The organism is Streptomyces sp. NPDC045846 (assembly GCF_056431605.1).
In genome coordinates this window covers 288,228-314,099 of record NZ_JBWKKJ010000010.1, presented here as the reverse complement: position 1 = coordinate 314,099, position 25,872 = coordinate 288,228, and the positions used below count along the sequence as shown (strand labels likewise).

General features: G+C 70.3%; 21 protein-coding genes and 1 pseudogene. 9 read left to right on the top strand and 13 right to left on the bottom strand.

Translation table 11 applies throughout. The annotated features are described in order from the left end of the window. Nucleotides 1-24 precede the first annotated feature (24 nt). Nucleotides 25-1,446: a Fe-S cluster assembly protein SufB gene (gene sufB, locus AC07F3_RS28445; RefSeq protein WP_479117265.1), complete on the bottom strand. Its 1,422-nt coding sequence runs from the start codon at nt 1,444-1,446 to the stop codon at nt 25-27. After that, entirely contained in the window at nt 1,443-2,195 is a 753-nt protein-coding gene (locus AC07F3_RS28440; RefSeq protein WP_479117264.1) for a helix-turn-helix transcriptional regulator, read from the bottom strand. The genes sufB and AC07F3_RS28440 overlap by 4 nt, the downstream gene beginning before the upstream one ends. A gap of 172 nt (nt 2,196-2,367) precedes the next feature. Between AC07F3_RS28440 and AC07F3_RS28435 the strand changes: the two are divergent. From AC07F3_RS28435 to AC07F3_RS28420, 4 genes and pseudogenes are all read left to right on the top strand, one after another. Continuing rightward, nucleotides 2,368-3,176 (top strand): annotated as a pseudogene (locus tag AC07F3_RS28435) (AAC(3) family N-acetyltransferase). A 157-nt stretch (nt 3,177-3,333) separates the two neighbouring features. Next, the gene (locus tag AC07F3_RS28430; protein WP_479117263.1) at nt 3,334-4,260 is read left to right on the top strand and encodes an ABC transporter ATP-binding protein; all 927 of its coding nucleotides are present in this window, start codon (nt 3,334-3,336) and stop codon (nt 4,258-4,260) included. Continuing rightward, nucleotides 4,257-5,024, top strand: a complete 768-nt coding sequence (locus AC07F3_RS28425; protein WP_479117262.1) for an ABC transporter permease — start codon at nt 4,257-4,259, stop codon at nt 5,022-5,024. The genes AC07F3_RS28430 and AC07F3_RS28425 overlap by 4 nt, the downstream gene beginning before the upstream one ends. 85 nt (nt 5,025-5,109) lie before the next feature. Then, entirely contained in the window at nt 5,110-6,114 is a 1,005-nt protein-coding gene (locus AC07F3_RS28420) for a COX15/CtaA family protein (protein WP_479117383.1), read from the top strand. Here AC07F3_RS28420 and AC07F3_RS28415 read toward each other — a convergent pair. The 3 genes from AC07F3_RS28415 to AC07F3_RS28405 all read right to left on the bottom strand — a co-directional run bounded on the left by AC07F3_RS28415 (nt 6,100) and on the right by AC07F3_RS28405 (nt 8,653). Beyond that, the gene (locus AC07F3_RS28415; RefSeq protein ID WP_479117261.1) at nt 6,100-7,182 is read right to left on the bottom strand and encodes an amidohydrolase; all 1,083 of its coding nucleotides are present in this window, start codon (nt 7,180-7,182) and stop codon (nt 6,100-6,102) included. The genes AC07F3_RS28420 and AC07F3_RS28415 overlap by 15 nt on opposite strands. A gap of 76 nt (nt 7,183-7,258) precedes the next feature. After that, a complete protein-coding gene (locus AC07F3_RS28410) occupies nt 7,259-7,600 on the bottom strand; it encodes a hypothetical protein (protein WP_479117260.1) in 342 nt (113 codons plus the stop codon). A 99-nt stretch (nt 7,601-7,699) separates the two neighbouring features. Beyond that, the gene (locus AC07F3_RS28405) at nt 7,700-8,653 is read right to left on the bottom strand and encodes a heme o synthase (RefSeq protein ID WP_479117382.1); all 954 of its coding nucleotides are present in this window, start codon (nt 8,651-8,653) and stop codon (nt 7,700-7,702) included. Nucleotides 8,654-8,961: 308 nt separating this feature from the next. Here AC07F3_RS28405 and tkt point away from each other — a divergent pair, with 308 nt between their 5' ends. From tkt to pgl, 5 genes are read left to right on the top strand one after another with little or no spacing between them, the layout of a single operon-like run. After that, nucleotides 8,962-11,049, top strand: a complete 2,088-nt coding sequence (gene tkt / locus AC07F3_RS28400) for a transketolase (protein ID WP_479117259.1) — start codon at nt 8,962-8,964, stop codon at nt 11,047-11,049. 35 nt (nt 11,050-11,084) lie between these two features. Beyond that, a complete protein-coding gene (tal, locus tag AC07F3_RS28395; protein WP_479117258.1) occupies nt 11,085-12,203 on the top strand; it encodes a transaldolase in 1,119 nt (372 codons plus the stop codon). Between the two features lie 3 nt (nt 12,204-12,206). Continuing rightward, nucleotides 12,207-13,739, top strand: coding sequence for a glucose-6-phosphate dehydrogenase (gene zwf, locus AC07F3_RS28390; protein ID WP_114035872.1), 1,533 nt, complete (start codon nt 12,207-12,209; stop codon nt 13,737-13,739). Beyond that, nucleotides 13,736-14,761, top strand: coding sequence for a glucose-6-phosphate dehydrogenase assembly protein OpcA (gene opcA / locus AC07F3_RS28385; protein WP_479117257.1), 1,026 nt, complete (start codon nt 13,736-13,738; stop codon nt 14,759-14,761). The genes zwf and opcA overlap by 4 nt, the downstream gene beginning before the upstream one ends. Beyond that, nucleotides 14,758-15,540 carry a 6-phosphogluconolactonase gene (gene pgl, locus AC07F3_RS28380; protein WP_479117256.1) on the top strand — a complete coding sequence of 261 codons (783 nt, stop codon included), beginning with the start codon at nt 14,758-14,760 and terminating at the stop codon, nt 15,538-15,540. The genes opcA and pgl overlap by 4 nt, the downstream gene beginning before the upstream one ends. A gap of 91 nt (nt 15,541-15,631) precedes the next feature. Here pgl and pgi read toward each other — a convergent pair whose 3' ends face one another. From pgi to AC07F3_RS28340, 8 genes are all read right to left on the bottom strand, one after another. After that, on the bottom strand, nt 15,632-17,284 hold the full coding sequence (gene pgi, locus AC07F3_RS28375; protein ID WP_479117381.1) for a glucose-6-phosphate isomerase: 1,653 nt from the start codon (nt 17,282-17,284) through the stop codon (nt 15,632-15,634). A 66-nt stretch (nt 17,285-17,350) separates the two neighbouring features. Then, entirely contained in the window at nt 17,351-18,571 is a 1,221-nt protein-coding gene (locus AC07F3_RS28370; RefSeq protein ID WP_479117255.1) for an MFS transporter, read from the bottom strand. 157 nt (nt 18,572-18,728) lie between these two features. Next, nucleotides 18,729-19,064: an RNA polymerase-binding protein RbpA gene (locus tag AC07F3_RS28365; RefSeq protein ID WP_003976875.1), complete on the bottom strand. Its 336-nt coding sequence runs from the start codon at nt 19,062-19,064 to the stop codon at nt 18,729-18,731. A 113-nt stretch (nt 19,065-19,177) separates the two neighbouring features. After that, nucleotides 19,178-19,411 (bottom strand): preprotein translocase subunit SecG, encoded by a 234-nt coding sequence (gene secG / locus AC07F3_RS28360; RefSeq protein ID WP_100574431.1) that lies wholly within the window; start codon nt 19,409-19,411, stop codon nt 19,178-19,180. 106 nt (nt 19,412-19,517) lie between these two features. After that, the gene (gene tpiA / locus AC07F3_RS28355; protein WP_479117254.1) at nt 19,518-20,294 is read right to left on the bottom strand and encodes a triose-phosphate isomerase; all 777 of its coding nucleotides are present in this window, start codon (nt 20,292-20,294) and stop codon (nt 19,518-19,520) included. Nucleotides 20,295-20,300: 6 nt separating this feature from the next. Next, a complete protein-coding gene (locus AC07F3_RS28350) occupies nt 20,301-21,512 on the bottom strand; it encodes a phosphoglycerate kinase (protein WP_479117253.1) in 1,212 nt (403 codons plus the stop codon). Nucleotides 21,513-21,632: 120 nt separating this feature from the next. Beyond that, nucleotides 21,633-22,643, bottom strand: a complete 1,011-nt coding sequence (gene gap / locus AC07F3_RS28345) for a type I glyceraldehyde-3-phosphate dehydrogenase (RefSeq protein ID WP_398876681.1) — start codon at nt 22,641-22,643, stop codon at nt 21,633-21,635. A 210-nt stretch (nt 22,644-22,853) separates the two neighbouring features. Next, complete coding sequence (locus tag AC07F3_RS28340; RefSeq protein WP_479117252.1) at nt 22,854-25,802, bottom strand: M14 family metallopeptidase; 2,949 nt, start codon at nt 25,800-25,802, stop codon at nt 22,854-22,856. Nucleotides 25,803-25,872 lie beyond the last annotated feature (70 nt).

Genomic DNA, 25,872 nt, shown 5'->3' with positions numbered 1-25,872 from the left:
CAACTGCCGGACGGGGGACGGTCGTTATCCGACCGAGCCCTCCATCTGCAGCTCGATCAGCCGGTTGAGCTCAAGGGCGTACTCCATCGGGAGCTCCTTGGCGATCGGCTCGACGAAGCCGCGCACGATCATGGCCATCGCCTCGAACTCGGTCAGACCGCGGCTCATCAGGTAGAAGAGCTGGTCCTCGGAGACCTTGGAGACGGTCGCCTCGTGGCCCATGGAGGCGTCGTCCTCGCGGACGTCCACGTAGGGGTACGTGTCCGAGCGGGAGATCGTGTCGACGAGCAGGGCGTCGCAGAGCACGTTCGACTTGGAGCCGTGGGCGCCCTCGCCGATCTCCACGAGACCGCGGTAGGAGGTGCGGCCGCCGCCTCGCGCCACCGACTTGGAGACGATGTTGGAGGAGGTGTTCGGCGCCATGTGGACCATCTTGGAGCCGGCGTCCTGGTGCTGGCCCTCGCCCGCGAAGGCGATGGAGAGCGTCTCGCCCTTGGCGTGCTCGCCCATCAGGTAGACGGCCGGGTACTTCATGGTGACCTTGGAGCCGATGTTGCCGTCGATCCACTCCATGGTCGCGCCCTCGTACGCCACGGCGCGCTTGGTGACCAGGTTGTAGACGTTGTTCGACCAGTTCTGGATCGTCGTGTAGCGGCAGCGGCCGCCCTTCTTCACGATGATCTCGACGACGGCGCTGTGCAGCGAGTCCGAGGAGTAGATCGGGGCGGTGCAGCCCTCGACGTAGTGGACGTACGCGTCCTCGTCGACGATGATCAGCGTCCGCTCGAACTGGCCCATGTTCTCCGTGTTGATGCGGAAGTAGGCCTGGAGCGGGATGTCGACGTGGACGCCCTTGGGCACGTAGATGAACGAGCCGCCGGACCACACCGCGGTGTTCAGCGACGCGAACTTGTTGTCGCCGACCGGGATGACGGTGCCGAAGTACTCCTGGAAGAGCTCCGGGTGCTCCTTCAGGGCGGTGTCGGTGTCGAGGAAGATGACGCCCTGCTCCTCCAGGTCCTCACGGATCTGGTGGTAGACGACCTCGGACTCGTACTGGGCCGCGACACCGGCCACCAGGCGCTGCTTCTCCGCCTCGGGGATGCCGAGCTTGTCGTACGTGTTCTTGATGTCCGAGGGCAGGTCCTCCCAGGACGCGGCCTGCTTCTCGGTGGAACGCACGAAGTACTTGATGTTGTCGAAGTCGATGCCGGAGAGGTCGGAGCCCCAGTTCGGCATGGGCTTCTTGTCGAAGAGGCGCAGGCCCTTGAGACGCAGCTTCAGCATCCACTCGGGCTCGTTCTTCTTCTCCGAGATGTCGCGCACGACCGCCTCGGAGAGACCGCGCTTGGCAGCGGCGCCGGCCGCGTCGGAGTCGGCCCAGCCGTATTCGTACGTGCCCAGGCCTTCGAGCTCAGGGTGGGCAGTCTCCGTGGGGAGAGTCATGCGGGGTTCCTCCCGGCCGTGCTTGCAGATGCTTGCTGGTGTGTGGTCTGGGGTGGCGCGCCGTGCGGGATGAACGTGGTGCAGACGCCGTCGCCGTGGGCGATGGTCGCCAGGCGCTGCACGTGCGTTCCCAGGAGGCGGGAGAAGAACTCGGTCTCCGCCTCGCACAGCTGCGGGTACCGCTCGGCGGCGTGGGCGACCGGGCAGTGGTGCTGGCACAGCTGCTCACCCCGCTGCGGCAGGGGCGCGCTGCGCGCCGTAGCAGCGTACCCGTCGGCGCTCAAGGCCTTGGCCAGGGCTTGGGTCCGCGCCTCAGGCTCCACGGCCTCGATCGCGTTCCGGTACGCCCCTGCTTGAGCCTCGACCCGGGCCCGGGCGAACGCCGCGACGGCTTCCTCGCCGGCCGCGCCGCCCCCGGCGGACTGTTCGATCCAGCGCAGGGCGTCCACGGCGAGCTTGTCGTAGGACTGCTCGAAGGCGTCCCGGCCGCAGTCGGTCAGTGCGAAGACCTTGGCCGGTCGGCCACGGGTCCGCGCCCCGTAGACGCGCTGTTCGCGCGGTGCGACGACCTCGTCGGCCACGAGCGCGTCGAGGTGGCGGCGGACGGCGGCCTGGGTGAGGCCGAGGCGCTTGGCGAGGTCCGCCACCGTCGAGGGTCCGTGGTCCAGGATGGATCGCGCGACACGGTTGCGGGTGGACCGCTCACCGGTCGCGAGTTCCTCCTGGGGAACCTCGCCGATGTTTTTCACAACGCCATTGTTGCGTAATTCCTCAGAGCCTGACAACCCGCGTCCGGATCACCGGCGGTGCGCTGCATCACTTAGGCAAACCTAAGGTGACCTGCGGAAACGATCTTCGGGGCGGCCGTCCGGCGAACAATCCGGTGGACCCGGCGACCAGCGTGCGGGAGACTCGCCAGCCATGCCCACACCGCCTGTGACCGGCCCGTTGTGTACGCGCGACTCGCTCGCCGCCGACCTGCGCGCGCTCGGCGTGCGGCCCGGCGAGACCCTCCTGGTGCACTCCTCCCTGAAGTCGCTCGGCTGGGTCTGCGGAGGGGCCGTCACGGTGGTCCGGGCTCTTCTCGACGCGCTGGGCGAAACGGGCACCCTCGTGGTCCCCACGCACTCCGGGGACAACTCCGACCCCTCCCACTGGGGGCGTCCCCCGGTGCCCGAGGAGTGGTGGGAGGAGATCCGGGCCACCACCCCGGCCTACGACCCGCTGATCACCCCGTCCCGGGGCGTCGGGGTGGTCCCGGAGACCGTGCGGACCTGGCCCGGCGCCCTGCGCAGCGCCCACCCCCAGACCTCCTTCGCGGCGATCGGCCCGGCCGCGGCCCGCGTCACCGGGGGCCACGCGCTGGACTGCCTCCTCGGCGAGCGCAGCCCGCTGGCCCGCCTGGAGGAGGCCGGGGCCCGGGTCCTGCTGCTCGGCGCGGGCTACGACTCCTGTACGTCCTTCCACCTCGCCGAGTACCGGGTGCCGGGGCCGGTGGCGGAGTTCTCGTTCACGGCGACGACCGGCCGGGGCAGGCGGTGGCTCACCGTCCAGGACCGGTCCATCACGAGCGACCGCTTCGACGAGCTCGGCGCCGACTTCGAGCGGGACCGGGCCAAGGACGTGGCGCGCGCCGCGGTGGGAGCGGCCACCGCGCGCCTGTTCCCGGTCCGGGACGCGGTCGCCTAGCCGAGCGGTGGCTGCCGACGCACCGGCCGCACGAGGAGTGAGCCCGGGGCACGCCCCGCACCCTGGGAGGAAATCCGCCATCGCCCCGGGCGTGTCCCGCCCGCCGACGCCTGGGCGGGTTGGCCGGAAATGGCCCCCTGCTCGGGACCCGGGCCCCCGCGCCGGAGGGACCCCGGACCCGGCCTAGACTTGCCGTTCATGAAGAGCGAGCCCGTCGTCCAGGTGCTGGGCCTGGTCAAACGGTACGGACCCAAGACCGCCGTGGACGGCCTCGACCTCACGGTCGGCGCGGGCACCGTGACCGCCGTCCTCGGCCCCAACGGCGCCGGCAAGACCACCACCATCGAGACCTGCGAGGGCTACCGCAGGCCGGACGCGGGCACCGTCCGCGTCCTCGGCCTCGACCCGATCGCCGACGCCGAGCGGCTGAAGCCGCGGATCGGCGTGATGCTCCAGTCCGGCGGCGTCTACTCCGGCGCCCGCGCCGACGAGATGCTCCGCCACATGGCCAGGCTGCACGCACACCCGCTGGACGTGGACGCCCTCATCGAGCGCCTGGGCCTGGGCAGTTGCGGTCGTACCACCTACCGCCGGCTCTCCGGCGGCCAGCAGCAGCGCCTCGCGCTCGCGATGGCCGTCGTCGGCCGCCCCGAACTGGTCTTCCTCGACGAGCCGACCGCAGGCCTCGACCCGCAGGCCCGCCGCGCCACCTGGGACCTCGTGCGCGAGCTGCGCGCCGACGGGGTGTCGGTGGTGCTGACCACGCACTTCATGGACGAGGCCGAGGCGCTCGCGGACGACGTGGCCATCGTCGACGCGGGCCGGGTCGTCGCCCAGGGCTCGCCCGAGCAGTTGTGCAGGGGCGGCGCCGAGAACACGCTCCGCTTCACCGGCCGCCCCGGCCTCGACCTCGGCTCGCTGCTCAAGGCCCTGCCCGACGGCACCGCCGCGGCCGAGCTGACCTCGGGCGCGTACCGGATCACCGGCACGGTCGACCCCCAGCTGCTCGCCACCGTCACCTCCTGGTGCGCGCAGCACGGTGTGATGCCGGACGGCATCTCGGTCGAGCGCCACACGCTGGAGGACGTCTTCCTGGAGCTGACCGGCAGGGAGCTGCGCGCATGAGTGCTGGTACGTACGCACCGAAGCCGGGCGCGGCGCCGCTCGGGCGGATGATCGGGGCGCAGGCCGCGCTGGAGACGCGGATGCTGCTGCGCAACGGCGAGCAGCTGCTCCTCACCGTGATCATCCCGAGTCTGCTGCTCGTGCTGTTCTCGACCGTCGACATCATCGACACGGGCCGGGGCAGGTCCGTGGACTTCCTCGCGCCGGGCATCCTCGCGCTCGCCGTGATGTCGACCGCGTTCACCGGCCAGGCCATCGCGACCGGCTTCGAGCGGCGCTACGGGGTGCTCAAGCGGCTCGGCGCCACGCCGTTGCCGCGCTGGGCGCTGATGGCCTCGAAGACGCTGGCCGTGCTGGTCACCGAGGTGCTCCAGGTCGTCCTGCTCACGGTGATCGCCTTCGCGCTCGGCTGGTCCCCGCACGGCAACCCGCTCGCGGTGCTGCTCCTGCTGGTGCTCGGCACCGCCGCGTTCTCCGGGCTCGGGCTGCTGATGGCGGGCACCCTGAAGGCCGAGGCGACGCTGGGCGCGGCCAACCTGGTGTTCCTGCTGCTGCTCGTCGCGGGCGGCGTCATCGTGCCGATGGACAAGTTCCCCGCCGGGGCGCGCTCCGTGCTGGACCTGCTCCCCATCTCGGCGCTCTCCGACGGGCTGCGCGCGGTGCTCCAGCACGGCGCGTCGATGCCGTGGGGGGACCTCGGGATCCTCGCGGTGTGGACGGTGCTCGGGCTGGGCGCGGCCGCGAAGTTCTTCCGCTGGGAGTGACCCGGAACCGTGCCGGGAGTGAGTTTCCTCCCGGTACGGCCGGGCGCACCCCCCTCGTGAAAACATGCACAAACGGGCGCCTACGATAGGGCGCATGCCGAAAGTGACCCGTGCCGATGTGACCGCGGCGGCCCGCAATCCGCTCCTGTACATCGCGGAGCGTTGGACCGCCTCTCCCCGGATCGTGCGGCGCGCGGCGCTCGCCGCCCTCGTGATGTCGGTGGCCATCGTGGTGACCGGCGGCGCGGTCCGGCTCACGGGCTCCGGACTCGGCTGCCCCACCTGGCCCAAGTGCACCGACGACAGCCTGACCGTCACCAGCGAGATGGGCTTCCGCGGCGTCATCGAGTTCACCAACCGGATGCTGACCTACGTGCTGTGTGCGGCGGTCGGCTGGGCGATCATCGCGGCCCGCTCCGCGAAGCCCTGGCGGCGTCCGCTGACCCGGCTCGGCTGGGTGCAGTTCTGGGTGGTCATGGGCAACGCGGTGCTGGGCGGCATCGTCGTCCTGGTCGGCCTCAACCCGTACACGGTGGCCGCGCACTTCCTGCTCTCCAGCGCGCTCATCGCGGTCGCGGTGGTCACCTGGCAGCGCGCCCAGGAGGGCGACGGCGACCCAAGGCCCTTGGTCGGCAAGGCGGTTGTGCAGCTGACCTGGCTCCTGGTGGCTGCCTCGGCCGCGCTGATCGCGGTCGGCACCATCGTGACCGGCACCGGACGCCACCCCGGCGACTCCAAGGACGTGCCGCGCATCCCGCTCGACTGGACGATGATCACGCAGCTGCACGCGGACCTCGCCTGGGTCGTCGTCGCGCTGGCCGTGGCGCTCTGGTTCGTCCTGAAGGCCGTCGACGCTCCCCCCGGCCCGCGTGCCCGGGCCCGCGACCTGTTCGTGGTGCTCCTCGGCCAGGGCGTGATCGGCTATGTGCAGTACTTCACGAAGACGCCCGAGATCCTGGTCGGGCTGCACATGCTCGGCTCCTGCCTGGTGTGGATCGCGGTGCTGCGCGTGCTGCTCTCGCTGCGCGAGCGCCCGGAGACCTCCGCCGAGGTCCCGGCGCGGGCCGACTCGGCGCTAAGCCACGCCTGACAGCCCGTAGACGCGGCGGGCATTGCCCGCCGCGATCATCCCGGCGACCCGCTGCGCGTCCGTACGCGACCAGGCGCCGTCGCTCACCCAGCCGCCGAGCACCCGGGTGAGCGCCTCGGAGAAGAGCCGGGCGCCGATCACGTGCAGTTCCGGCAGCCCGCGCGCGCCGCTGGAGTAGAGCAGCTTCCCGAACGGGGCCAGCTCCATGATCTCCGCGAGCACGGCGGCCGCCCGCGCCCCGGTACGCACCAGCGCGGGCCCCACGTCGGCGTACACATGCGGGTGGACGCTGGCCAGGTGGGCGGTCTGGCGGTGGTACGGATAGCCGTGCAGCAGCACCAGATCGGTGCCGAGCCCGCACGTCGCGCTAGCGAATCCGGCGAGCAGCATCGGGTCGGCCATGCCCACCTGGAGCTGGAGCGGGCGCCCGGCCGCGACCGCGCTCCACAGCAGGTGGCGCAGGAGCACGGGGTCCTCCAAGCGCCCGTGCTTGCGCCGGCCCGCCAGCCACCGCCCGGCCGCGCCCCGCACCTCCCCCGGCCCGGGCGGCTCCGGGTCGAGTCCTTCGCGTACGCCCGCCACCGAGGCGAAGGCGACGGCGGAGGCGGCCGCGGTGTGCACGGCCTCGGCGAGGTTGGCGAGGAAGGACTCGACGGTGCCCGAGGTGTCGGCGACCTGCTCGGCGAGGAGTTCGAGGCGGACGATCTCGTGGGCGTCGGCCGCGCCCGCCGCGGCGATCTCGTGCGGGGCGGTGAGGTCCCCCGGCAGTCCGGTGTCCACCAGATAGGTGGAGATCCCGGAGCCCCGCAGCAGCCGCCGGCCCGCTTCCAGTACGCCGAGTTCACGGCGGCGGGCCAGGTAGTGGGCGGGGGCGCAGTGCGGCTCAAGGCCGAGCAGCGGGGGGCACCAGCGGCGTACCGCGAAGCCGGTCTGGGTGTCGAAGAACGTGGTGCCGGGGGCGGGCAGCGTCCCGGTGCGGCCGAGGGCCGTCTCGAAGGTGCCGAGGCCCAGCTCGGTGCGCAGGACTCCGTGGCAGTACTGGTCCACCAGGGTCGGGGTGTCGATCATCCGGGGCTCCCAGTGGTGGACGCGCTTCCACCCCTCCTAACGGGTGAGCCCCGGATCGGTGTTGCTCGGGTGCCGCTCAGCTGTTCTTCGGACCGCCGAGCTGGATTCCGGCCATGCGGGTCCACTCGTACCGGCCGGTGGTCACCTTGCCCGCGAACTCGCCGTCGAACTCGTCGTGGACGGTGATCCCGGCCTTCTCGACCGCGCTCACGGCGATCGCGTAGCTCGGGGCCACGAGGTTGCCCCAGCCGCCGTCCGCGCCGACCAGCGCGATACGCGCGCCGCGCTGCCCGATGTACGCGACCTGGCCCTCGGCGCCGCCGTGCTCCTTGGCGAAGGAGCCGATCTGGCGGGCCAGCTTGTGCGCCCGCCGTTCGGCCCTGGCGTCCTGCTTCTCGTCAACCTGGGTGTCTGCCATGCCGCGATGCTACTAGCGGGTAGCCCCGGGAGCGACAAGAGGGGCCAGTGGCTTGCGCCACTGGCCCCTCTTGTTACGTCTGCGTCGTCTGCGGACCGCTCAGCGCAGGAACGGGTCCACCGCGACGGCCACGAAAAGGAGCGACACGTACGTGATCGACCAGTGGAACAGCCGCATCTCCTTCAGCTTGGCCCCGGTCGCCTCGGACTTGGCGCGGGACTGGAGCGCGTGCGCCTCCCACAGCCACCAGCCGCCGGCCAGGACCGCGACGGCCGTGTAGAACCAGCCGGTGAAGCCGAGCGGGGTCAGCAGCAGCGAGACCCCGACCATCACCCAGCTGTAGAGGACGATGTGGCGCGCCACGACCTTGTTGGAGGCCACGACCGGCAGCATCGGCACACCGACCCGCGCGTAGTCCTCCTTGACCTTCATGGACAGCGGGTAGTAGTGCGGCGGCGTCCAGAAGAACATGACGAGGAACAGGATGATGGGCGCCCACGACATGGAGTTCGTGACCGAGGACCAGCCGATGAGCACCGGCAGGCAGCCCGCGATGCCGCCCCACACGATGTTCTGCGAGGTCCGGCGCTTGAGGATCATCGTGTAGACGACGACGTAGAAGAGCAGCGCGCCCAACGACAGGGCCGCCGAGAGCCAGTTGACCAGGAGCCCGAACCAGAGCGTCGAGAACACGGCGAGCGAGATGCCGAAGACCAGGCACTCGCGCGGCGAGACCATCCCGGTCACCAGCGGGCGCTGGGAGGTGCGGTCCATCAGCGCGTCGATGTCGCGGTCGATGTACATGTTCAGCGCGTTTGCGCCGCCCGCCGAGAGGTACCCGCCCAGTGTGGTGGCGAACACCAGCCACAGCGGCGGGATGCCCTGCTCGGCCAGGAACATCACCGGAATGGTGGTGATGAGGAGCAGTTCGATGATCCGCGGCTTGGTCAGCATCACGAAGGCCTTGACGCGGGCCCCGAATGGCCGATGGCCCCCCGGGCTGGGAGTCAAGATGACCCCTGCGGGTCGGGACTCGACGGCCGTCACGCACACCCCTGACAGAGAAATTCCCAGCAAGTCCCCGGTGGTCCGGGACGTTCCCGGACGTGAAGGCCCGGTAAAGACTTGCGCGTACCACGCCACTGTAGACGTTGCCCATAGGCCGTTCTCCCCGGGGGTGGGGTCGTGTTGGGGATGGTTCGCCGGGAGGCGGATTTCAGCGGCCCCCGGCACCCTGGAGGTGTCCGTCTCAACGTGCAGTCAGTCGAAAAAATGAGCGTTCCGGCAGGGGTAGGCTCGACAGCGCCCGGTGCGCCCTCAGTCACCGGGATTCGACATGTGGAGAGGAGCCCTGACTCAGGGTGAGCACCAAGCCGACCACCACAGACCTCGAGTGGACCGAGCTGGACCAGCGGGCCGTAGACACCGGCCGCGTACTGGCCGCGGATGCTGTACAGAAGGTCGGCAACGGCCATCCAGGTACGGCCATGAGCCTGTCCCCGGCCGCGTACACCCTCTTCCAGAAGGTGATGCGGCACGACCCGGCGGACGCCGACTGGGTCGGACGCGACCGCTTCGTACTCTCCGCGGGCCACTCGTCCCTGACCCTCTACATCCAGCTGTACCTGGCCGGTTTCGGCCTGGAGCTGGATGACCTGAAGGCGTTCCGGACGTGGGGTTCCAAGACCCCCGGCCACCCGGAGTACGGCCACACCACCGGCGTCGAGACGACCACCGGCCCGCTGGGCCAGGGTGTCGCCAACGCGGTGGGCATGGCGATGGCCGCCCGCTACGAGCGCGGCCTGTTCGACCCGGAGGCCGCCCCCGGCACCTCCCCCTTCGACCACTTCGTGTTCGCGATCGCCGGCGACGGCTGCCTCCAGGAGGGCATCTCCGCCGAGGCGTCCTCGCTCGCCGGCCACCAGAAGCTCGGCAACCTGGTCCTTTTGTGGGACGACAACCACATCTCGATCGAGGGCGACACCGAGACCGCCGTCTCCGAGGACACCGTCAAGCGGTACGAGGCGTACGGCTGGCACGTCCAGCGCGTCGCGCCGAAGCCGGACGGCGACCTGGACCCCGAGGCGCTGTACGACGCGATCGAGGCCGCGAAGGCGGTGACCGACAAGCCGTCGTTCATCGCGATGCGCTCGATCATCGCCTGGCCCGCCCCGAACGCCCAGAACACCGAGGCCGCGCACGGCTCGGCGCTGGGCGACGACGAGGTGGCCGCCACCAAGCGCGTCCTCGGCTTCGACCCGGAGAAGTCCTTCGAGGTCGCCGACGAGGTGCTCGCGCACACCCGCGAGGCTCTTGACCGCGGCCGTGAGGCCAAGGCCGAGTGGGAGAAGTCGTTCGCCGCGTGGCGCACCGCCAACCCGGAGCGCGCCGCCGAGTTCGACCGCATCACCGCGGGCGAGCTGCCCAAGGGCTGGGAGTCGCACCTCCCGGTCTTCGAGACCGGCAAGGGCGTGGCCACCCGCGCCGCCTCCGGCAAGGTCCTCCAGGCGCTCGGCGCGGTCATGCCCGAGCTGTGGGGCGGCTCCGCCGACCTCGCGGGCTCGAACAACACGACCATCGACAAGACGTCGTCGTTCCTGCCGGCCGGCAACCCGCTGCCCGAGGCCGACCCGTACGGCCGCACCGTGCACTTCGGCATCCGCGAGCACTCCATGGCCGCGGAGATGAACGGCATCGCGCTGCACGGCCACACCCGCGTGTACGGCGGCACCTTCCTGGTGTTCTCCGACTACATGCGCAACGCGGTGCGCCTGTCCGCGCTGATGCACCTGCCGGTGACGTACGTGTGGACGCACGACTCGATCGGTCTCGGCGAGGACGGCCCCACCCACCAGCCGGTGGAGCACCTGGCCTCGCTGCGCGCCATTCCGGGCCTCAACGTCGTCCGCCCCGCGGACGCCAACGAGACCGCCATCGCCTGGCGCGAGATCCTCGGGCGCTACACCAAGGTGTTCGGCAAGGGGGCCCCGCACGGCCTCGTGCTGACCCGCCAGGGTGTGCCGACGTACGAGGTCAACGAGGACGCCGCCAAGGGCGGTTACGTCCTGTTCGACGCCGAAGGCGGTGACGCCCAGGTCGTGCTCATCGGCACCGGCTCCGAGGTCCAGCTCGCCGTCGGCGCGCGCGAGCAGCTCCAGGCGGCCGGCATCCCGACCCGCGTGGTCTCGATGCCGTGCGTCGAGTGGTTCGAGGAGCAGGACCAGGCGTACAAGGACAGCGTCCTGCCGCCGTCGGTCAAGGCGCGGGTCGCGGTCGAGGCCGGTATCGGTCTGACCTGGCACCGCTACGTCGGTGACGCGGGCCGCATCGTCTCGCTGGAGCACTTCGGCGCTTCGGCCGACGGCAAGGTCCTCTTCCAGGAGTTCGGCTTCACCGCCGACCACGTGGCCGCCGCCGCCCGGGAATCTCTCGAAGCCGCCGCGCGCTGACGCCGGTATACGAACTAGTAGGAGATGCAATTCTCATGACAGACGCACTCAAGCGCCTCTCCGACGAAGGCGTGGCGATCTGGCTCGACGACCTGTCGCGCAAGCGGATCACGTCCGGCAACCTGGCCGAGCTGATCGACCAGTCGCACGTGGTGGGCGTCACGACCAACCCGTCGATCTTCCAGAAGGCGATCAGCCAGGGTGACGGCTACGACACCCAGCTGACCGACCTCGCGGCCCGCGAGGTGACCGTCGAAGAAGCCATCCGCATGATCACGACGGCTGACGTGAGGGACGCCGCCGACATCCTGCGCCCGGTCTTCGACGCCACCGACGGCCAGGACGGCCGGGTCTCCATCGAGGTCGACCCCCGCCTGGCGCACAACACCCGCGCCACGGTCGCGGAGGCCAAGCAGCTGGCGTGGCTGGTGGACCGCCCGAACACGCTCATCAAGATCCCGGCCACCGAGGCGGGCCTGCCGGCGATCACCGAGACCATCGGCCTCGGCATCAGCGTCAACGTCACGCTGATCTTCTCCCTCGACCGCTACCGCAAGGTCATGGACGCCTACCTGGCCGGCCTGGAGAAGGCCAAGGAACGCGGCCTGGACCTCTCGAAGATCCACTCCGTGGCGTCCTTCTTCGTGTCCCGCGTGGACACCGAGATCGACAAGCGGATCGACGCGCTCGGCACCGACGAGGCCAAGGCCGCCCGCGGCAAGGCCGGTCTGGCCAACGCGCGGCTCGCCTACCAGGCGTACGAGGAGGTCTTCGCCTCCGACCGCTGGGCCGCGCTCGACAAGGCGCACGCCAACAAGCAGCGCCCCCTGTGGGCCTCGACGGGCGTCAAGGACAAGGCGTACAAGGACACCCTGTACGTGGACGACCTGGTGGCGCCCAACACGGTCAACACCATGCCGGAAGCCACCCTGGAGGCCACGGCCGACCACGGGCAGATCACCGGCGACACGGTGACCGGCACCTACGAGCAGGCCCGCGCCGACCTCGACGCCGTCGAGAAGCTGGGGATCTCCTACGACGAGGTCGTGCAGCTCCTCGAGGACGAGGGCGTGGAGAAGTTCGAAGGCGCCTGGAACGACCTGCTCAAGTCCACCGAGGCGGAGCTCAAGCGCCTCGCACCCTCGGAGGCGTAAATCTTGACCGCGATTCGCGAAGCGAACCCGCTTCGTGACGCCGCAGACCGACGGCTCCCGCGCATCGCGGGGCCGTCGGGTCTGGTGATTTTCGGCGTCACGGGTGATTTGTCCCGTAAAAAGTTGATGCCCGCCGTCTACGACCTCGCCAACCGGGGTCTGCTTCCGCCGGGCTTTTCGTTGATCGGCTTCGCCCGCCGCGAGTGGCAGGACGAGGACTTCGCACAGGAGGTCCACGACGCGGTCAAGGCGCACGCCCGTACGCCGTTCCGCGAGGAGGTCTGGCAGCAGCTCATCCAGGGGATGCGCTTCGTCCAGGGCGACTTCGACGACGACGAGGCGTTCGAGACGCTGAAGTCGACGATCCAGGAGCTCGACAAGGCGCAGGGCACGGGCGGCAACTTCGCCTTCTACCTGTCGGTGCCGCCCAAGTTCTTCCCCAAGGTCGTCCAGCAGCTCAAGAAGCACGGGCTCGCCGACCAGAAGAACGGCTCCTGGCGCCGCGCGGTCATCGAGAAGCCCTTCGGCCACGACCTGGTCTCCGCCAAGGAGCTCAACCAGGTCGTCCACGAGGTCTTCCCGCCCAACGAGGTCTTCAGGATCGACCACTACCTGGGCAAGGAGACCGTTCAGAACATCCTGGCCCTGCGGTTCGCGAACACCATGTTCGAGCCGCTGTGGAACCGCTCCTACGTCGACCACGTGCAGATCACGATGGCCGAGGACATCGGCATCGGCGGCCGGGCCGGCTACTACGACGGCATCGGCGCGGCCCGTGACGTCATCCAGAACCACCTGCTCCAGCTGATGGCGCTCACCGCGATGGAGGAGCCCGCCTCCTTCGACGCGGACGCGCTCGCGGCCGAGAAGACCAAGGTGCTCGGCGCCGTGCGGCTGCCCAAGGACCTCGGCAAGGACACCGTCCGCGCCCAGTACGCGGCCGGGTGGCAGGGCGGCGAGAAGGCCGTCGGCTACCTCCAGGAAGACGGCATCGACCCCAAGTCGAAGACCGACACCTACGCCGCCATCAAGCTGGAGATCGACAACCGCCGCTGGGCGGGCGTCCCGTTCTACCTGCGCACCGGCAAGCGCCTCGGCCGGCGCGTCACGGAGATCGCGGTGGTCTTCCAGCGCGCCCCGCACTCCCCCTTCGACCACACCGCCACGGAGGAGCTGGGCCAGAACGCCCTGGTCATCCGGGTGCAGCCGGACGAGGGCGTGACCGTGCGCTTCGGCTCGAAGGTGCCGGGCACCTCGATGGAGGTCCGGGACGTCTCCATGGACTTCGCCTACGGCGAGTCGTTCACGGAGTCGAGCCCCGAGGCCTACGAACGCCTCATCCTGGACGTCCTGCTCGGCGACTCCAACCTCTTCCCGCGCGTGGAGGAGGTCGAGCTGTCCTGGAAGATCCTCGACCCGATCGAGCAGTACTGGGACAAGCACGGCAAGCCCGCCCAGTACCCGTCGGGGACCTGGGGCCCGGACGAGGCGGACGAAATGCTCGCACGAGACGGACGGAGCTGGCGTCGCCCATGAAGATCGACCTTACGGACACCACGGCCAGCAAGATCAACAAGGCGCTGGTCCAGGGCCGCCGGGCCATCGGCACCCCCGCCGTCGGCATGGTGCTCACCCTCGTCATCGTCACCGACGAGGAGAACGCCTACGACGCCCTGCGCGCCGCCAGCGACGCCTCGCGCGAGCACCCCTCGCGCACCCTCGTGGTCATCAAGCGGGTCTCGCGCTCGCCCCGCGACCGCACCACCTCGCGCCTCGACGCCGAGGTACGGGTGGGCGCGGACGCGGGCACCGGCGAGACGGTGGTCCTGCGGCTGTACGGCGAGGTGCTCAACCACGCCCAGTCGGTGGTCCTGCCGCTGCTCCTGCCGGACGCGCCGGTCGTCGTCTGGTGGCCGGTGAACGCGCCGATCGACCCGGCGCAGGACCCGCTGGGCGCGCTCGCCCAGCGCCGCGTCACCGACACCTACGCGGCCGAGCAGCCCATACGGGACCTGACCGCCCGCGCCGAGGCCTACACCCCCGGCGACACCGACCTGTCGTGGACCCGCATCACGCCCTGGCGCTCGATGCTGGCCGCGGCCCTCGACCAGGTGGCCTGCAAGGTCACGAGCGTCGAGGTGGAGGGCGAGGAGTTCAACCCGAGCTGCGAACTGCTCGGGATGTGGCTCGCCGACCGGCTGAACGTGCCGGTCAAGCGCTCCTTGTCGACCGGCCCGGGCCTGACCGCCGTTCGCATGGAGACGGACTGCGGCCCGATCGTCCTGGACCGCGCCGACGGCTCGCTGGCGACCCTGTCCATGCAGGGCCAGCCGGACCGGGCGGTGGCGCTCAAGCGCCGCGAGACCTCCGAGCTCATCGCGGAGGAACTGCGCCGCCTCGACCCGGACGACACCTACGCGTCCGCGCTGAAGTTCGGCGTGGACCGGCTCGGCGAGTCGGTGGAGGCCAAGACCGCCCCGGCCGCCGACGCCGACGCGGAGGCCAAGCCCGCTCCCGCCAAGAAGGCGGCGCCGGCCAAGAAGGCAGCCGCCAAGTGAGCACGCCGCAGCTCGTCGTCCACCGCGACAAGGAGCTGATGGCCCAGGCCGCGGCGGCCCGCCTCATCACGAAGGTCGTGGACGCCCAGGCCGCCCGCGGCTCGGCGTCCGTGGTCCTCACGGGCGGCCGCAACGGCAACGGGCTCCTCGCGGCGCTGGCCTCCTCTCCGGCCCGGGACGCGATCGACTGGTCGCGCCTGGACCTGTGGTGGGGCGACGAGCGTTTCGTGCCCGAGGACGACCCGGAGCGGAACTACACGCAGGCGCGTGCCGCGCTGCTCGACGCGGTGCCGCTGGACCCGAAGCGGGTGCACGCGATGCCCGCCTCGGGCGGGGCGTACGGCAACGACGCGGACGCGGCGGCCGCCGCCTACGCGGCGGAGCTCGCCGCGGCGGCGGGGCCCGAGGACCACGGCCCCGTGCCGAGGTTCGACGTGCTGATGCTGGGCGTCGGCCCGGACACCCATGTGGCGTCCCTCTTCCCGGAGTTGCCCGCGGTGCGGGAGACCGAGCGGATGGTCGTCGGGGTGCACGGCGCGCCCAAGCCGCCGCCCACCCGGATCTCGCTCACCCTCCCGGCCATCCGGGCGGCGCGTGAGGTCTGGCTGCTCGCGGCGGGCGAGGACAAGGCGCACGCCGCGGCGGTGGCCCTGTCGGGCGCCGGCGAGGTGCAGGCCCCGGCGGCCGGCGCCTACGGCCGGGCCCGCACCCTGTGGCTCCTGGACGCGGCTGCCGCGTCCCAGCTGCCGCGCTCGCTGTACCCCCCGGCGTCCCCCTGACGCCACCCGCCACGGCAACCGGCCCGGCCCGCCCCCTCGGGGGTGGGACCGGGCCGGAGTGCTGTAAGGGCGGCCTTCCGCCGCCTGGGGATCAACGGCCGCGCAGCGACCGGTACTTGGCGACCAGGGCCTTGCTCGACGCGTCCAGACCCGGCACGTCCGCACCCTCGGTCAGGGCGGGCTCGACGCGCTTGGCGAGGACCTTGCCGAGCTCGACACCCCACTGGTCGAAGGAGTCGATGTTCCAGATGGCTCCCTGGACGAACACCTTGTGTTCGTACAGGGCGATCAGCTGGCCGAGGACCGAGGGGGTCAGCTCCTTGGCGAGGATCGTGGTGGTGGGGTGGTTGCCCCGGAACGTCTTGTGCGGCACGAGCTCCTCGGGCACGCCCTCCGCGCGCACCTCGTCCGGCGTCTTGCCGAAGGCCAGCGCCTGCGTCTGGGCGAAGAAGTTGGCCATCAGGAGGTCGTGCTGGGCGACCAGGCCCGGCAGCAGATCGGCGACCGGCTCGGCGAAGCCGATGAAGTCGGCCGGGATGACCTTGGTGCCCTGGTGGATCAACTGGTAGTACGCGTGCTGCCCGTTGGTGCCCGGCGTGCCCCACACGACCGGCCCCGTCTGCCACTCGACCGGGTTGCCGTCGCGGTCCACGGACTTGCCGTTGGACTCCATGTCCAGCTGCTGGAGGTACGCGGTGAACTTGGACAGGTAGTGCGAGTACGGCAGCACCGCGTGCGACTGGGCGTCGAAGAAGGCGCCGTACCACACGCCCAACAGGCCGAGCAGCAAAGGCGCGTTGGACTCCGCGGGGGCCGTGCGGAAGTGCTCGTCGACCAGGTGGAAGCCGTCCAGCATCTCGCGGAACCGGTCGGCTCCCACGGCGATCATGAGCGAGAGGCCGATGGCCGAGTCGAACGAGTAGCGGCCGCCGACCCAGTCCCAGAACCCGAACATGTTGGCCGTGTCGATGCCGAACTCGGCGACCTTGTCGGCGTTGGTCGACAGGGCCACGAAGTGCTTGGCGACGGCGTCCTGACCGGCCCTCAGCTCCGAGAGCAGCCAGTCGCGCGCCGACGTGGCGTTGGTGATGGTCTCGATGGTGGTGAACGTCTTGGACGCGATGATGAACAGCGTCTCGGCCGCGTCCAGGTCACGGACCGCCTCGTGGAGGTCGGCGCCGTCCACGTTGGAGACGAACCGGACCGTCAACTCCCGGTCGGTGAACGACCGCAGGACCTCGTACGCCATCGCGGGACCGAGGTCGGAGCCACCGATGCCGATGTTGACGACGTTCTTGATGCGCTTGCCGGTGTGACCGGTCCACTCGCCCGAGCGGATCTTCTCGGAGAACCCGGCCATCTTGTCGAGGACGGCGTGCACCTCGGGCACCACGTTCTCGCCGTCGACCTCGATCACCGCGTCCCGCGGGGCGCGCAGCGCGGTGTGCAGCACCGCCCGGTCCTCGGTGGTGTTGATCTTCTCGCCGCGGAACATGGCGTCCCGCAGCCCGGCGACATCGGCGGCCGCGGCCAGCTCGCGCAGGAGCGCGAGGGTCTCGCCGGTCACCAGGTGCTTGGAGTAGTCGAGATAGAGATCGCCGACCTGCAGGGTGTAATCGGTGCCGCGGCCGGGCTCGGCGGCGAACAGCTCCCGCAGATGGGTGTCGCCCAACTGCTCCCGGTGCTTGCCCAGTGCGATCCACTCGGGCATCTGGTTGAGCCTGGTACGGCTTCCTGCGTTCATCTCCGACATCAGCCCACTTCTTCTCGTACTTGCGTACCTGCCCCGCTGCCCCTCCAACCTAATTGATCAGGCGGTGCGGGCAGGAATCAGCGCGACGACCGCGGCAAGGAACAAGCCGGACGCCAGCAGGGCCGGGGTGTTGAGGCCCCAGGACGCCGCCGCCGCGCCGCCCGCCAGGGCGCCCAGCGGTGCGCCCGCCACGGCCAGCGTGCGGAACGCCGCGCTCACCCGTCCCAGCATCGCCTCCGGCGCGCGCTCCTGCATCAGCGTCGTCAGGTTCACGTTCCACACCATCCCCATGACCCCGAAGAGCGCCATGGCGGCGACCGTCACCCCGAGCGCGCGGACCGTGCCCACGGCCGCCAGGCAGCAGGCCTGGACGGCCCCGGCGACCAGCACGCCACGTATGCGCCCGAGCCGCCGCGCACACCGCTGGGCGATCAGCCCGCCGACCACGCTCCCGCCCCCGTACGCCGTGATGGTCGCGGCATAGCCGCCGTGCCCGGCGTGCAGCCAGCCGGTGACGTGCAGGACCAGGGTGGCGATGAGGGCGCCCATGCCGAGGTTGCACACGGTGGTGGCCGCGCACAGTCCGCGCAGCGCCCGGTCGGCCCACAGCGCCCGCAGCCCCTCGGCGATCTCCGCCCGCAGCGTGGCCCCGGCCTTCCGGGCCGCGCTCCGCGGGGCGTCGACGCGCAGCGAGGCGACGAGCCCGGCGGCGAGCACATAGCTGGCCGCGTCGACCCCGTACGGCGCCGCGGCCGACAGGGCCAGGAGCACCGGCACCAGCGGCGCCGCGAGGAATCCGCCCGCTATCTGCTGTCCGGTCATCAGACGGGCGTTCGCACTGCCCAGCGCGGCGCTGGGCACGAGCGAGGGCAGCAGGGCGGTGGCCGCGTTGTCGAAGAGGGTCTGGAGGGTGGTGAGCGCGAAGGCGAGCGCTATGAGCAGGGCCATGGAGGCGTGGCCGGCGCCCACGGCCAGGGCGAAGGCGGCGACCAGGGCGCCGCGCACCAGGTCCACGGCCCACATGGCGCGGCGCTGGTCCACCCGGTCGGCGATCGCCCCGCCGAGCAGGCCGAACAGCAGCCAGGGCAGGTATCCGCAGGCGGTGACGAGCGCGATGGGGAGCGGGTCGGTGGTGAGGCCGGTGGCGAGGAGGGGCAGGGCGGCGGTGCGCAGGGAGTCACCGAAACGGCTGACGACCGCCGCCGTCCACAGCCTGCCGAATCCCCCGCGCCAGGCTGGCGTGGCCGACGCGCCCTCCAGGGCCTGCACTGCTGCCACAACTCCCCCTCGTGATCGGCTGCTTCACAAGGTAGAGGGCACCACTGACAATCGCCTCCGGCCCGGCCGTGCGCCCCGCACGGCGGGCGGCGCCGGGCCCGGATGCACCGAAGGGCCCTGTGGATGAACCGAGTTCACCCTCTGGGCCCTTCAACTGTCAGATCTCGCCCCGGAGCTTGGCGAGCGCCTCGGCGAGGATCGCTTCGCCGTCCGCGTCGCTGCGCCGTTCCCGTACGTACGCCAGGTGCGTCTTGTACGGCTCGGTGCGCGGCGGGTCCGGCGGGTTGTCCCGGTCCTGTCCTGCGGGGAATCCGCAGCGCGGGCAGTCCCACGTCTCCGGAACCTGTGCGTCACTGGCGAAGCTCGGCTGCGTCTCGTGCCCGTTCGAGCACCAGAAGGAGATGCGGAGGCGCGGCGCGGACTCGCCCCGCTCGGCCTCCCCCATCGGCCCCGCTCCGACCCGGCTTCCCCGGATCGCGTTGCCACTTGCCACGGTCGTAACTCCCTGCGTGATGGTGCTCGAAGATGCCCCAGTCTACGTAAGGCCCAACGCGCGTCCAGTGATTGGAGTTACACCCCACCCCCGAAACGCCGAACGACGACGGCTTACTTGAGCTTCATCAGCAGACCAAGTACGACAATGCACGCGAACCACAACAGACCGACCACGATGGTGATGCGGTCGAGGTTGCGCTCGGCGACCGAGGAGCCGCCGACGGAGGACTGCATGCCACCGCCGAACATGTCGGAGAGGCCGCCACCCTTTCCCTTGTGCATCAGCACCAGCAGCATCAGCAGCAGGCTGAAGACGATCAGGGCAATCGAGAACCCGACAATCACGGCTGGACCAACTTCCTAGGACTGATATGGCGACGGGGGCCGGGGGGACATGCACAATCCCTGTCCGGCCCCCGCAAGGGTACGACGGATCCGCGCTACCGCATACTTACTGGTCGCGGAAGCGGACGATCTTGACGAACTCGTCGGCGTCCAGTGCGGCACCGCCGACCAGGGCGCCGTCCACGTCGGGCTGGGCCATGATCGCGGCGACGTTCCCGGACTTCACCGAGCCGCCGTACTGGATGCGCACCTTGTCGGCGAGCTCCTGCGAGTACAGCTCGGCCAGGCGCGCGCGGATGGCACCGCACACCTCCTGCGCGTCCTCGGGGGTGGCGACCTCACCGGTGCCGATCGCCCACACCGGCTCGTACGCGATCACGATGGACTCGGCCTGCTCCGCGGGGACGTCCTTGAGGCCGCCGTCGAGCTGGGCCAGCGTGTAGGGGACCTGCTGGCCGGCCTTGCGGACGTCGAGGCCCTCGCCGATGCAGAGGATCGGCGTCAGGCCGTGCTGGTAGGCGGCCTTCACCTTGGCGTTGCAGATCTCGTCGGTCTCGGCGTGGTACTGCCGGCGCTCGGAGTGGCCCACGGCGACGTAGGTGCACTTCAGCTTGGCCAGCATCGGGCCCGAGATCTCGCCGGTGTAGGCACCGGACTCGTGCGCCGAGATGTCCTGGGCGCCGTACTTGATCTTGAGCTTGTCGCCGTCGACGAGGGTCTGCACGGAACGCAGGTCGACGAAGGGCGGCAGGACCGCGACCTCGACGGCGTCGTAGTCCTTGTCGGCCAGGGCGAAGGCGAGCTTCTGGACGTGCGCGATGGCCTCGAGGTGGTTGAGGTTCATCTTCCAGTTGCCCGCCATCAGCGGGGTACGGGTGCTCACGGGTGTTCAGTCCTCCAGTGCGGCGAGGCCGGGAAGCGTCTTGCCCTCGAGGTACTCGAGGCTCGCGCCGCCACCGGTCGAGATGTGACCGAACTTCGACTCGTCGAAGCCCAGGTTGCGGACGGCGGCGGCGGAGTCGCCACCGCCGACCACGGTGAAGCCCTTGCTGTCGAGCAGGGCCTGCGCGATGGCGGTGGTGCCACCGGCGTAGTCGGGGTGCTCGGCGACGCCGACCGGGCCGTTCCAGAAGACGGTCTCGGCGTCGGTGATCTTCGAGGCGAACAGCTCGCGGGACTTGGGGCCGATGTCCAGGCCCTCCTTGTCCGCGGGGATCTTGTCCGCGTCGACCGTCTCGAAGTCGGCCGGGGCCTTGGTCTTCAGGTCGGGGAAGTCCTTGGAGACGAGCACGTCGACCGGGAGCACCAGCTCGACGCCGGTCTCCGCGGCGCGCTTCATGTACTCCTGGACGACCGGGATCTGGTCCTCCTGGAGGAGGGAGATGCCGACCTCGTGCCCCTGGGCCTTCAGGAAGGTGTACGCCATGCCGCCGCCGATCAGCAGGCGGTCGGCCTTGCCGAGCAGCTCGTCGATGACGGCGAGCTTGTCGGAGACCTTGGCGCCGCCGAGCACGACGGTGTAAGGGCGCTTGACGTCCTCGGTGAGCTTCTTCAGGACGCCGACCTCGGTGGCGATGAGGTAGCCCGCGTAGTGCGGCAGCCGCGCCGGAAGGTCGAAGACGGAGGCGTGCTTGCGGTGCACGGCTCCGAAGCCGTCGCCGACGTACACGTCGGCGAGGGCGGCGAGCTGGTCGGCGAACTCGCCGCGCTCGGCGTCGTCCTTGGCCGTCTCACCGGCGTTGAAGCGCAGGTTCTCGATGACCGCGACCTGGCCGGGCTGCAGCCCGTTGACCGCGTCGTGGGCGGCGGGGCCGACGGTGTCCTGGGCGAACGCGACCGGGGCGCCCAGGAGTTCGGCGAGCCGCTCGGCGGCGGGGAGCAGCGAGAACTGCGGGTCCGGGGCACCCTTGGGGCGGCCCAGGTGCGAGGCCACGACGACCTTCGCGTCGGCGGCGACGAGCGCCTTGACGGTGGGCAGCACCGCGCGGATGCGGCCGTCGTCGGTGATGAGGCCGTCGGCCAGCGGCACGTTGAGGTCGGCGCGGACGAATACCCGCTTGCCGGCGACCCCTTCGGCGAGAAGTTCGTCGATCGTCTTCATTTAAGGGTGACTCCTTGAAAGGTACGAGACGGACGGTCTGGACAGGCGACAGGGCCCGTACAGCGCGTCATTGCGCTGCCCGAGCCCTGTAGCTCACATCAGGTGCCTACCGGACCGAGGTCAGAGCTGGCCGCCGACGAAGACGGTCAGGTCGACGAGGCGGTTGGAGTAGCCCCACTCGTTGTCGTACCAGCCCAGGATCTTCACCGACTTGCCCTCCTGGACCATGGTCAGGGAGGAGTCGAAGGTGCAGGAGGCCGGGTCGCTCACGATGTCCGAGGACACGATCGGGTCCTCGGTGTAGTAGAGGATGCCCTTGAGGTCGCCGTCGTCGGCGGCCTTCTTGAACGCGGCGTTGACCTCGTCCTTGGTGACCTCGCGCTGCAGCTCCACGACGAGGTCGGTGGCCGAACCGGTCGGGACCGGCACGCGCATCGCGATGCCGTCGAGCTTGCCCTTGAGCTGCGGGAGGACCAGGGCGGTCGCCTTCGCGGCACCGGTCGTGGTCGGGATGATGTTCTCGGCGGCGGCGCGGGCGCGACGCAGGTCCGAGTGCGGGAAGTCCAGGATGCGCTGGTCGTTGGTGTACGCGTGGACCGTCGTCATCAGGCCCTTGACGATGCCGAAGTTCTCGTCGAGCACCTTGGCCATCGGCGCCACGCAGTTGGTGGTGCAGGAGGCGTTGGAGATGACGTGGTGGTTCGCCGGCTCGTACTTGTCCTGGTTGACGCCCATCACGATGGTGATGTCCTCGTCCTTGGCCGGAGCCGAGATGAGGACCTTCTTGGCGCCACCCGCGATGTGCTTCTCGGCGTCGGCCTTCTTGGTGAAGATGCCGGTCGACTCGATGACGATGTCGACGCCCAGCTGACCCCACGGGATGTCGGCCGGGTTGCGCTCGGAGAGCACCTTGATGGTGTGGCCGTCGACCGTGATGGTGTCGGCGGTGTGGGTCACCTCGGCCTTGAGACGACCCAGAATCGTGTCGTACTTCAGGAGGTGGGCAGTGGTCGCGGTGTCACCAAGGTCGTTGACAGCCACGATCTCGATGTCTGCACCCTGTTCAAGGAGCGCGCGGAAGTAGTTGCGCCCGATGCGGCCAAAGCCGTTGATGCCTACGCGGATCGTCACGAACCGATCTCCTCGTTAGGTACGCCGGGTTTCTCGACGCCGGCGAGTTGTATGGGATGTCCCCGACCGGTTACGACCCTACCTCCCCGGGGGCGCCGAGGTGACATCGAGCGCGTCCGGATGGTTCCGATATGCCGCCCGGGCGGGCCCGGGGGCCCGTACCTACCTGCGGGTACGGACCCCCGGGACCTTCGGCCCCACTACCCGGCGTCAGCGGTGCAGTGCGCTGAGCGCCCTGGCGATGACCTGCTTGCGGTCGGCGGGCGAGGGGACGTTCTCCAGGCCGAAGCCGAGGAGGACGGTGTCGCGGGTGGTGACGGCGGCCGAGGAGTGGAAGAGCGCCTGGGAGCGGGCCCAGTCGCCGCTGGTGCCGGGGCTGCCGGCCGGCGGTCCCGGCACGGTCCAGGGACCGAGCGAGGTCTCGAAGCCCTCGGCCTGCTGCGCGGTGCCGCCGATGACCAGCCGGGTGTCGTCGACGAAGGCGCCGAGGCCCCCAGTGCCCGGGTCGGAGACATAGGAGACCGCGACCTCGACCTGCTTGCCCGCGTACGCGCCGAGGCCGACGGACACCTGCTGCCAGCCGTTGGAGGAGCCGGTGAAGCGGTTCCAGCTCCCGCTGCTGCCGGTCGCCCTGCAGGCGGGCGAGCCCGGGGTCAGGTAGTGCGTCAGGAAGGGGTGGGCCTGGAGCAGGAAGCCCTGTTCGCACTGGCTGGGCACGCTGGTGGTGCTGCCCCCGTTGAGGTCCGGCAGGGTCGTCCAGTCGTTCTGGCCGACCGTGTGGGCCTCGATGATCACCTGGTCGTAGCCGGGCTCGGTGTCGTAGCTGAGCTGGAAGTCCAGGCTCGGCTTCTGCGCGGCCGTCACCTGGGCCAGGTCCACGGTGCGGGCGAGCCGCATGTAGGCGTTGTCCTGGTGCCGGGCCGCGGCGAACCAGGACCCCTCGGCGGGCTCGAACGGGGTGCGCACCCCGGGGTAGTCACCGCCCGAAGCGCTCGTGAACTGCGGGAACCGCTTCGGGTCCAGGGTGTCGGAGGTGACGGTGTAGGCCCCGGCCGCGGTCAGCGGACTGCCGGGAGCCGGGGCGAGGGAGGCCTTGGCGCCGGCGAGCCTTCCGGTGCCGGCGAAGGCGGGCGGCGACTTGAGCCCGGCCTTGTTGTAGGCGCCGAGGTAGTACTGCGAGAAGTCGTCGGACAGGGCGCCGCCGCCGAGGTCGACGCTGCCGCCCGCCTGTTCGCCCGCATTGACGAGCTTGCCGCCTTCGTTGACGAAGTCGCGTACGGCGAACGTGGTGGCGGCCGTCGGCTGCGCGCTGCCGGTGTACCAGACGACGTTCTTGAAGTGGCTGAGCACGCCGAGCGCGCTCGGGGTGCCCTGAGTGGCGACGTCCCACACGGCGGCCTTGTGGCCGCTGTCCGCGAGCGCCTTGGTGTAGAGCGCGGCGTTCTTGGCGGGGGCGGTGCCGCCCTCGTCGGCGAGCACCAGGGTGTCCGCCTTCGGCCGGTCGGCCACGGTGTACGTGAACGGCGTGCTGGACGTCTTCCTGCCCGCGGCGGTCCGCCCGGTGAACCAGACCTCGACCTTGTCACCGGCGTCCGCGTCCTCGACCTTGGCGCGGTACTGGTCGAAGCGGATGTTGTCGTGGCCGCCGAACACCTTGCCGCCCTTCCAGGGCTCCAGGTCCTCGGTCTGCGTACGGCCGCCGTTGATGCGGTAGTTGAGCGTCTTGTCGCGCACCGACTTGCGTGCGGTGACGGCGACCTCCTGGTCGTCGTCCCGCGTGTACGAGGTGGCGAAGGTGTCCGGCGTGAAGTCCGGGGCGTCGATGCCGACCGAGGAGGAGGGCTGGTCGGGGTGGGCGGTGGTCTCGGCGACCGAGAGCGCGAAGGGGATGTTCTTCTCGAACTCGCCCTGGATCAGCTTCTCGCTGTCGGGGAAGTTGAAGTCCGAGGGGCAGTCGGCCGCGTTCCACTGGTCGTTGGGGTCCACGTTCGAGGCCGTGGTGCACGTCGACATCTCGGGGGTGAACATCATCGTGCCGTTGACGTTCGCCGCGTGGCCGTCGGCCTCGCCGTTGGTGGTGTACAGCGCGGAGGAGACCTCCGAGAGGTAGCCGGGGATGGCCGGCTTGTCCGGGGTGCCCGCGAGCGCCTTGTAGATGACGTCGTCGGGGGTCGGCGTGGCGACCTGCCAGCCCACTCCGTACAGCAGCAGTTCGGCCGCGGAGTGGTAGTTGATGGCGTAGTTGAAGTGGATCCGCTTCTCGAAGGAGTCGAGCGCCTTGGTCTCGGGCTCGCTGCCCGCGCTCGGGCCGCGGTAGGTCTCGTTCGCCGGATCGGGGGACGAACCCTCGTTGTCGTAGCCCCACTTGTAGGGGAAGTTGCGGTTGGGGTCGACGCCGTCCCCGACCGTGATCTTGCCGTCGCCGTTGTTGTCGCGGAGGTTCTTGCGCCACAGCCGGTGGCCGGGCGTGAACGTGTAGTCGTAGCCGTCCGGGTTGGCGGAGATCACGAACCACAGCTCGGTGGAGTCCACGATCTTGGTGATCCGCGGGTCCTTGCCGTAGTTGTCGAGGTAGTAGTGCATCAGCCGCCGGGTCATCTCGGGGGTGATCCACTCCCGGGCGTGCTGGTTGGACAGGTACAGCGTGGCGGGCTTGGAGCCGTCCCTGGACTTGTTGGCGCCCTTGGTGAGCTTCACGGCGAGGATGTCCTGGCCGTTGACGGTCTTGCCGATCGACTCGACCTTGGTGAGCGCCGGGTTGGCCTTCCCGGTGTCGAGGATCTCCTGCTTGAGCCCGTTCTTGCCGCTGTACGGCCGGAACACGCCGTCACCGGCGGCCTTGAGGCGGTTCTGGGCCTGGGCGGAGACCTTGTGCTCGGTGAGCTCGACGCCCTTGCCCCGCAGCTTGGCGGCCTGGGTCTTGGTGAGGTACAGCTCGACGCCCGCCGAGCCCTTGGCGGGCAGGTTCGCGCCCAGTTCCTCGGCGTCGGCCCCGGCCTCCAGGAGCAGCGGCAGCTGTGCACGGCTGACCTTGGCGTTCCAGACGACGATCCCCTCGCCGTCCGCTGTGCCCTGGCTGGCCTGGGCGACGGGTGCCGCCACCAGTCCGGCCGTGAGCAGTGATGCGGCGGCGAGGATCGCTCTCGCTCTGCGTCTCATGAGCCCCCCTTGCTGTTGTCTGCCACGAAAGTGGACAGACGCCAGGCTCACGACACCTCATGATCATGTC

What these genes read in the sequence shown, in the direction of transcription:
- sufB (WP_479117265.1), bottom strand. Translation starts at nt 1,446, where the DNA reads ATGACTCTCCCCACGGAGACTGCCCACCCTGAGCTCGAAGGCCTGGGC.
- AC07F3_RS28430 (WP_479117263.1), top strand. Translation starts at nt 3,334, where the DNA reads ATGAAGAGCGAGCCCGTCGTCCAGGTGCTGGGCCTGGTCAAACGGTAC.
- AC07F3_RS28425 (WP_479117262.1), top strand. Translation starts at nt 4,257, where the DNA reads ATGAGTGCTGGTACGTACGCACCGAAGCCGGGCGCGGCGCCGCTCGGG.
- AC07F3_RS28415 (WP_479117261.1), bottom strand. Translation starts at nt 7,182, where the DNA reads ATGATCGACACCCCGACCCTGGTGGACCAGTACTGCCACGGAGTCCTG.
- AC07F3_RS28410 (WP_479117260.1), bottom strand. Translation starts at nt 7,600, where the DNA reads ATGGCAGACACCCAGGTTGACGAGAAGCAGGACGCCAGGGCCGAACGG.
- tal (WP_479117258.1), top strand. Translation starts at nt 11,085, where the DNA reads ATGACAGACGCACTCAAGCGCCTCTCCGACGAAGGCGTGGCGATCTGG.
- opcA (WP_479117257.1), top strand. Translation starts at nt 13,736, where the DNA reads ATGAAGATCGACCTTACGGACACCACGGCCAGCAAGATCAACAAGGCG.
- pgi (WP_479117381.1), bottom strand. Translation starts at nt 17,284, where the DNA reads ATGAACGCAGGAAGCCGTACCAGGCTCAACCAGATGCCCGAGTGGATC.
- AC07F3_RS28350 (WP_479117253.1), bottom strand. Translation starts at nt 21,512, where the DNA reads ATGAAGACGATCGACGAACTTCTCGCCGAAGGGGTCGCCGGCAAGCGG.
- AC07F3_RS28340 (WP_479117252.1), bottom strand. Translation starts at nt 25,802, where the DNA reads ATGAGACGCAGAGCGAGAGCGATCCTCGCCGCCGCATCACTGCTCACG.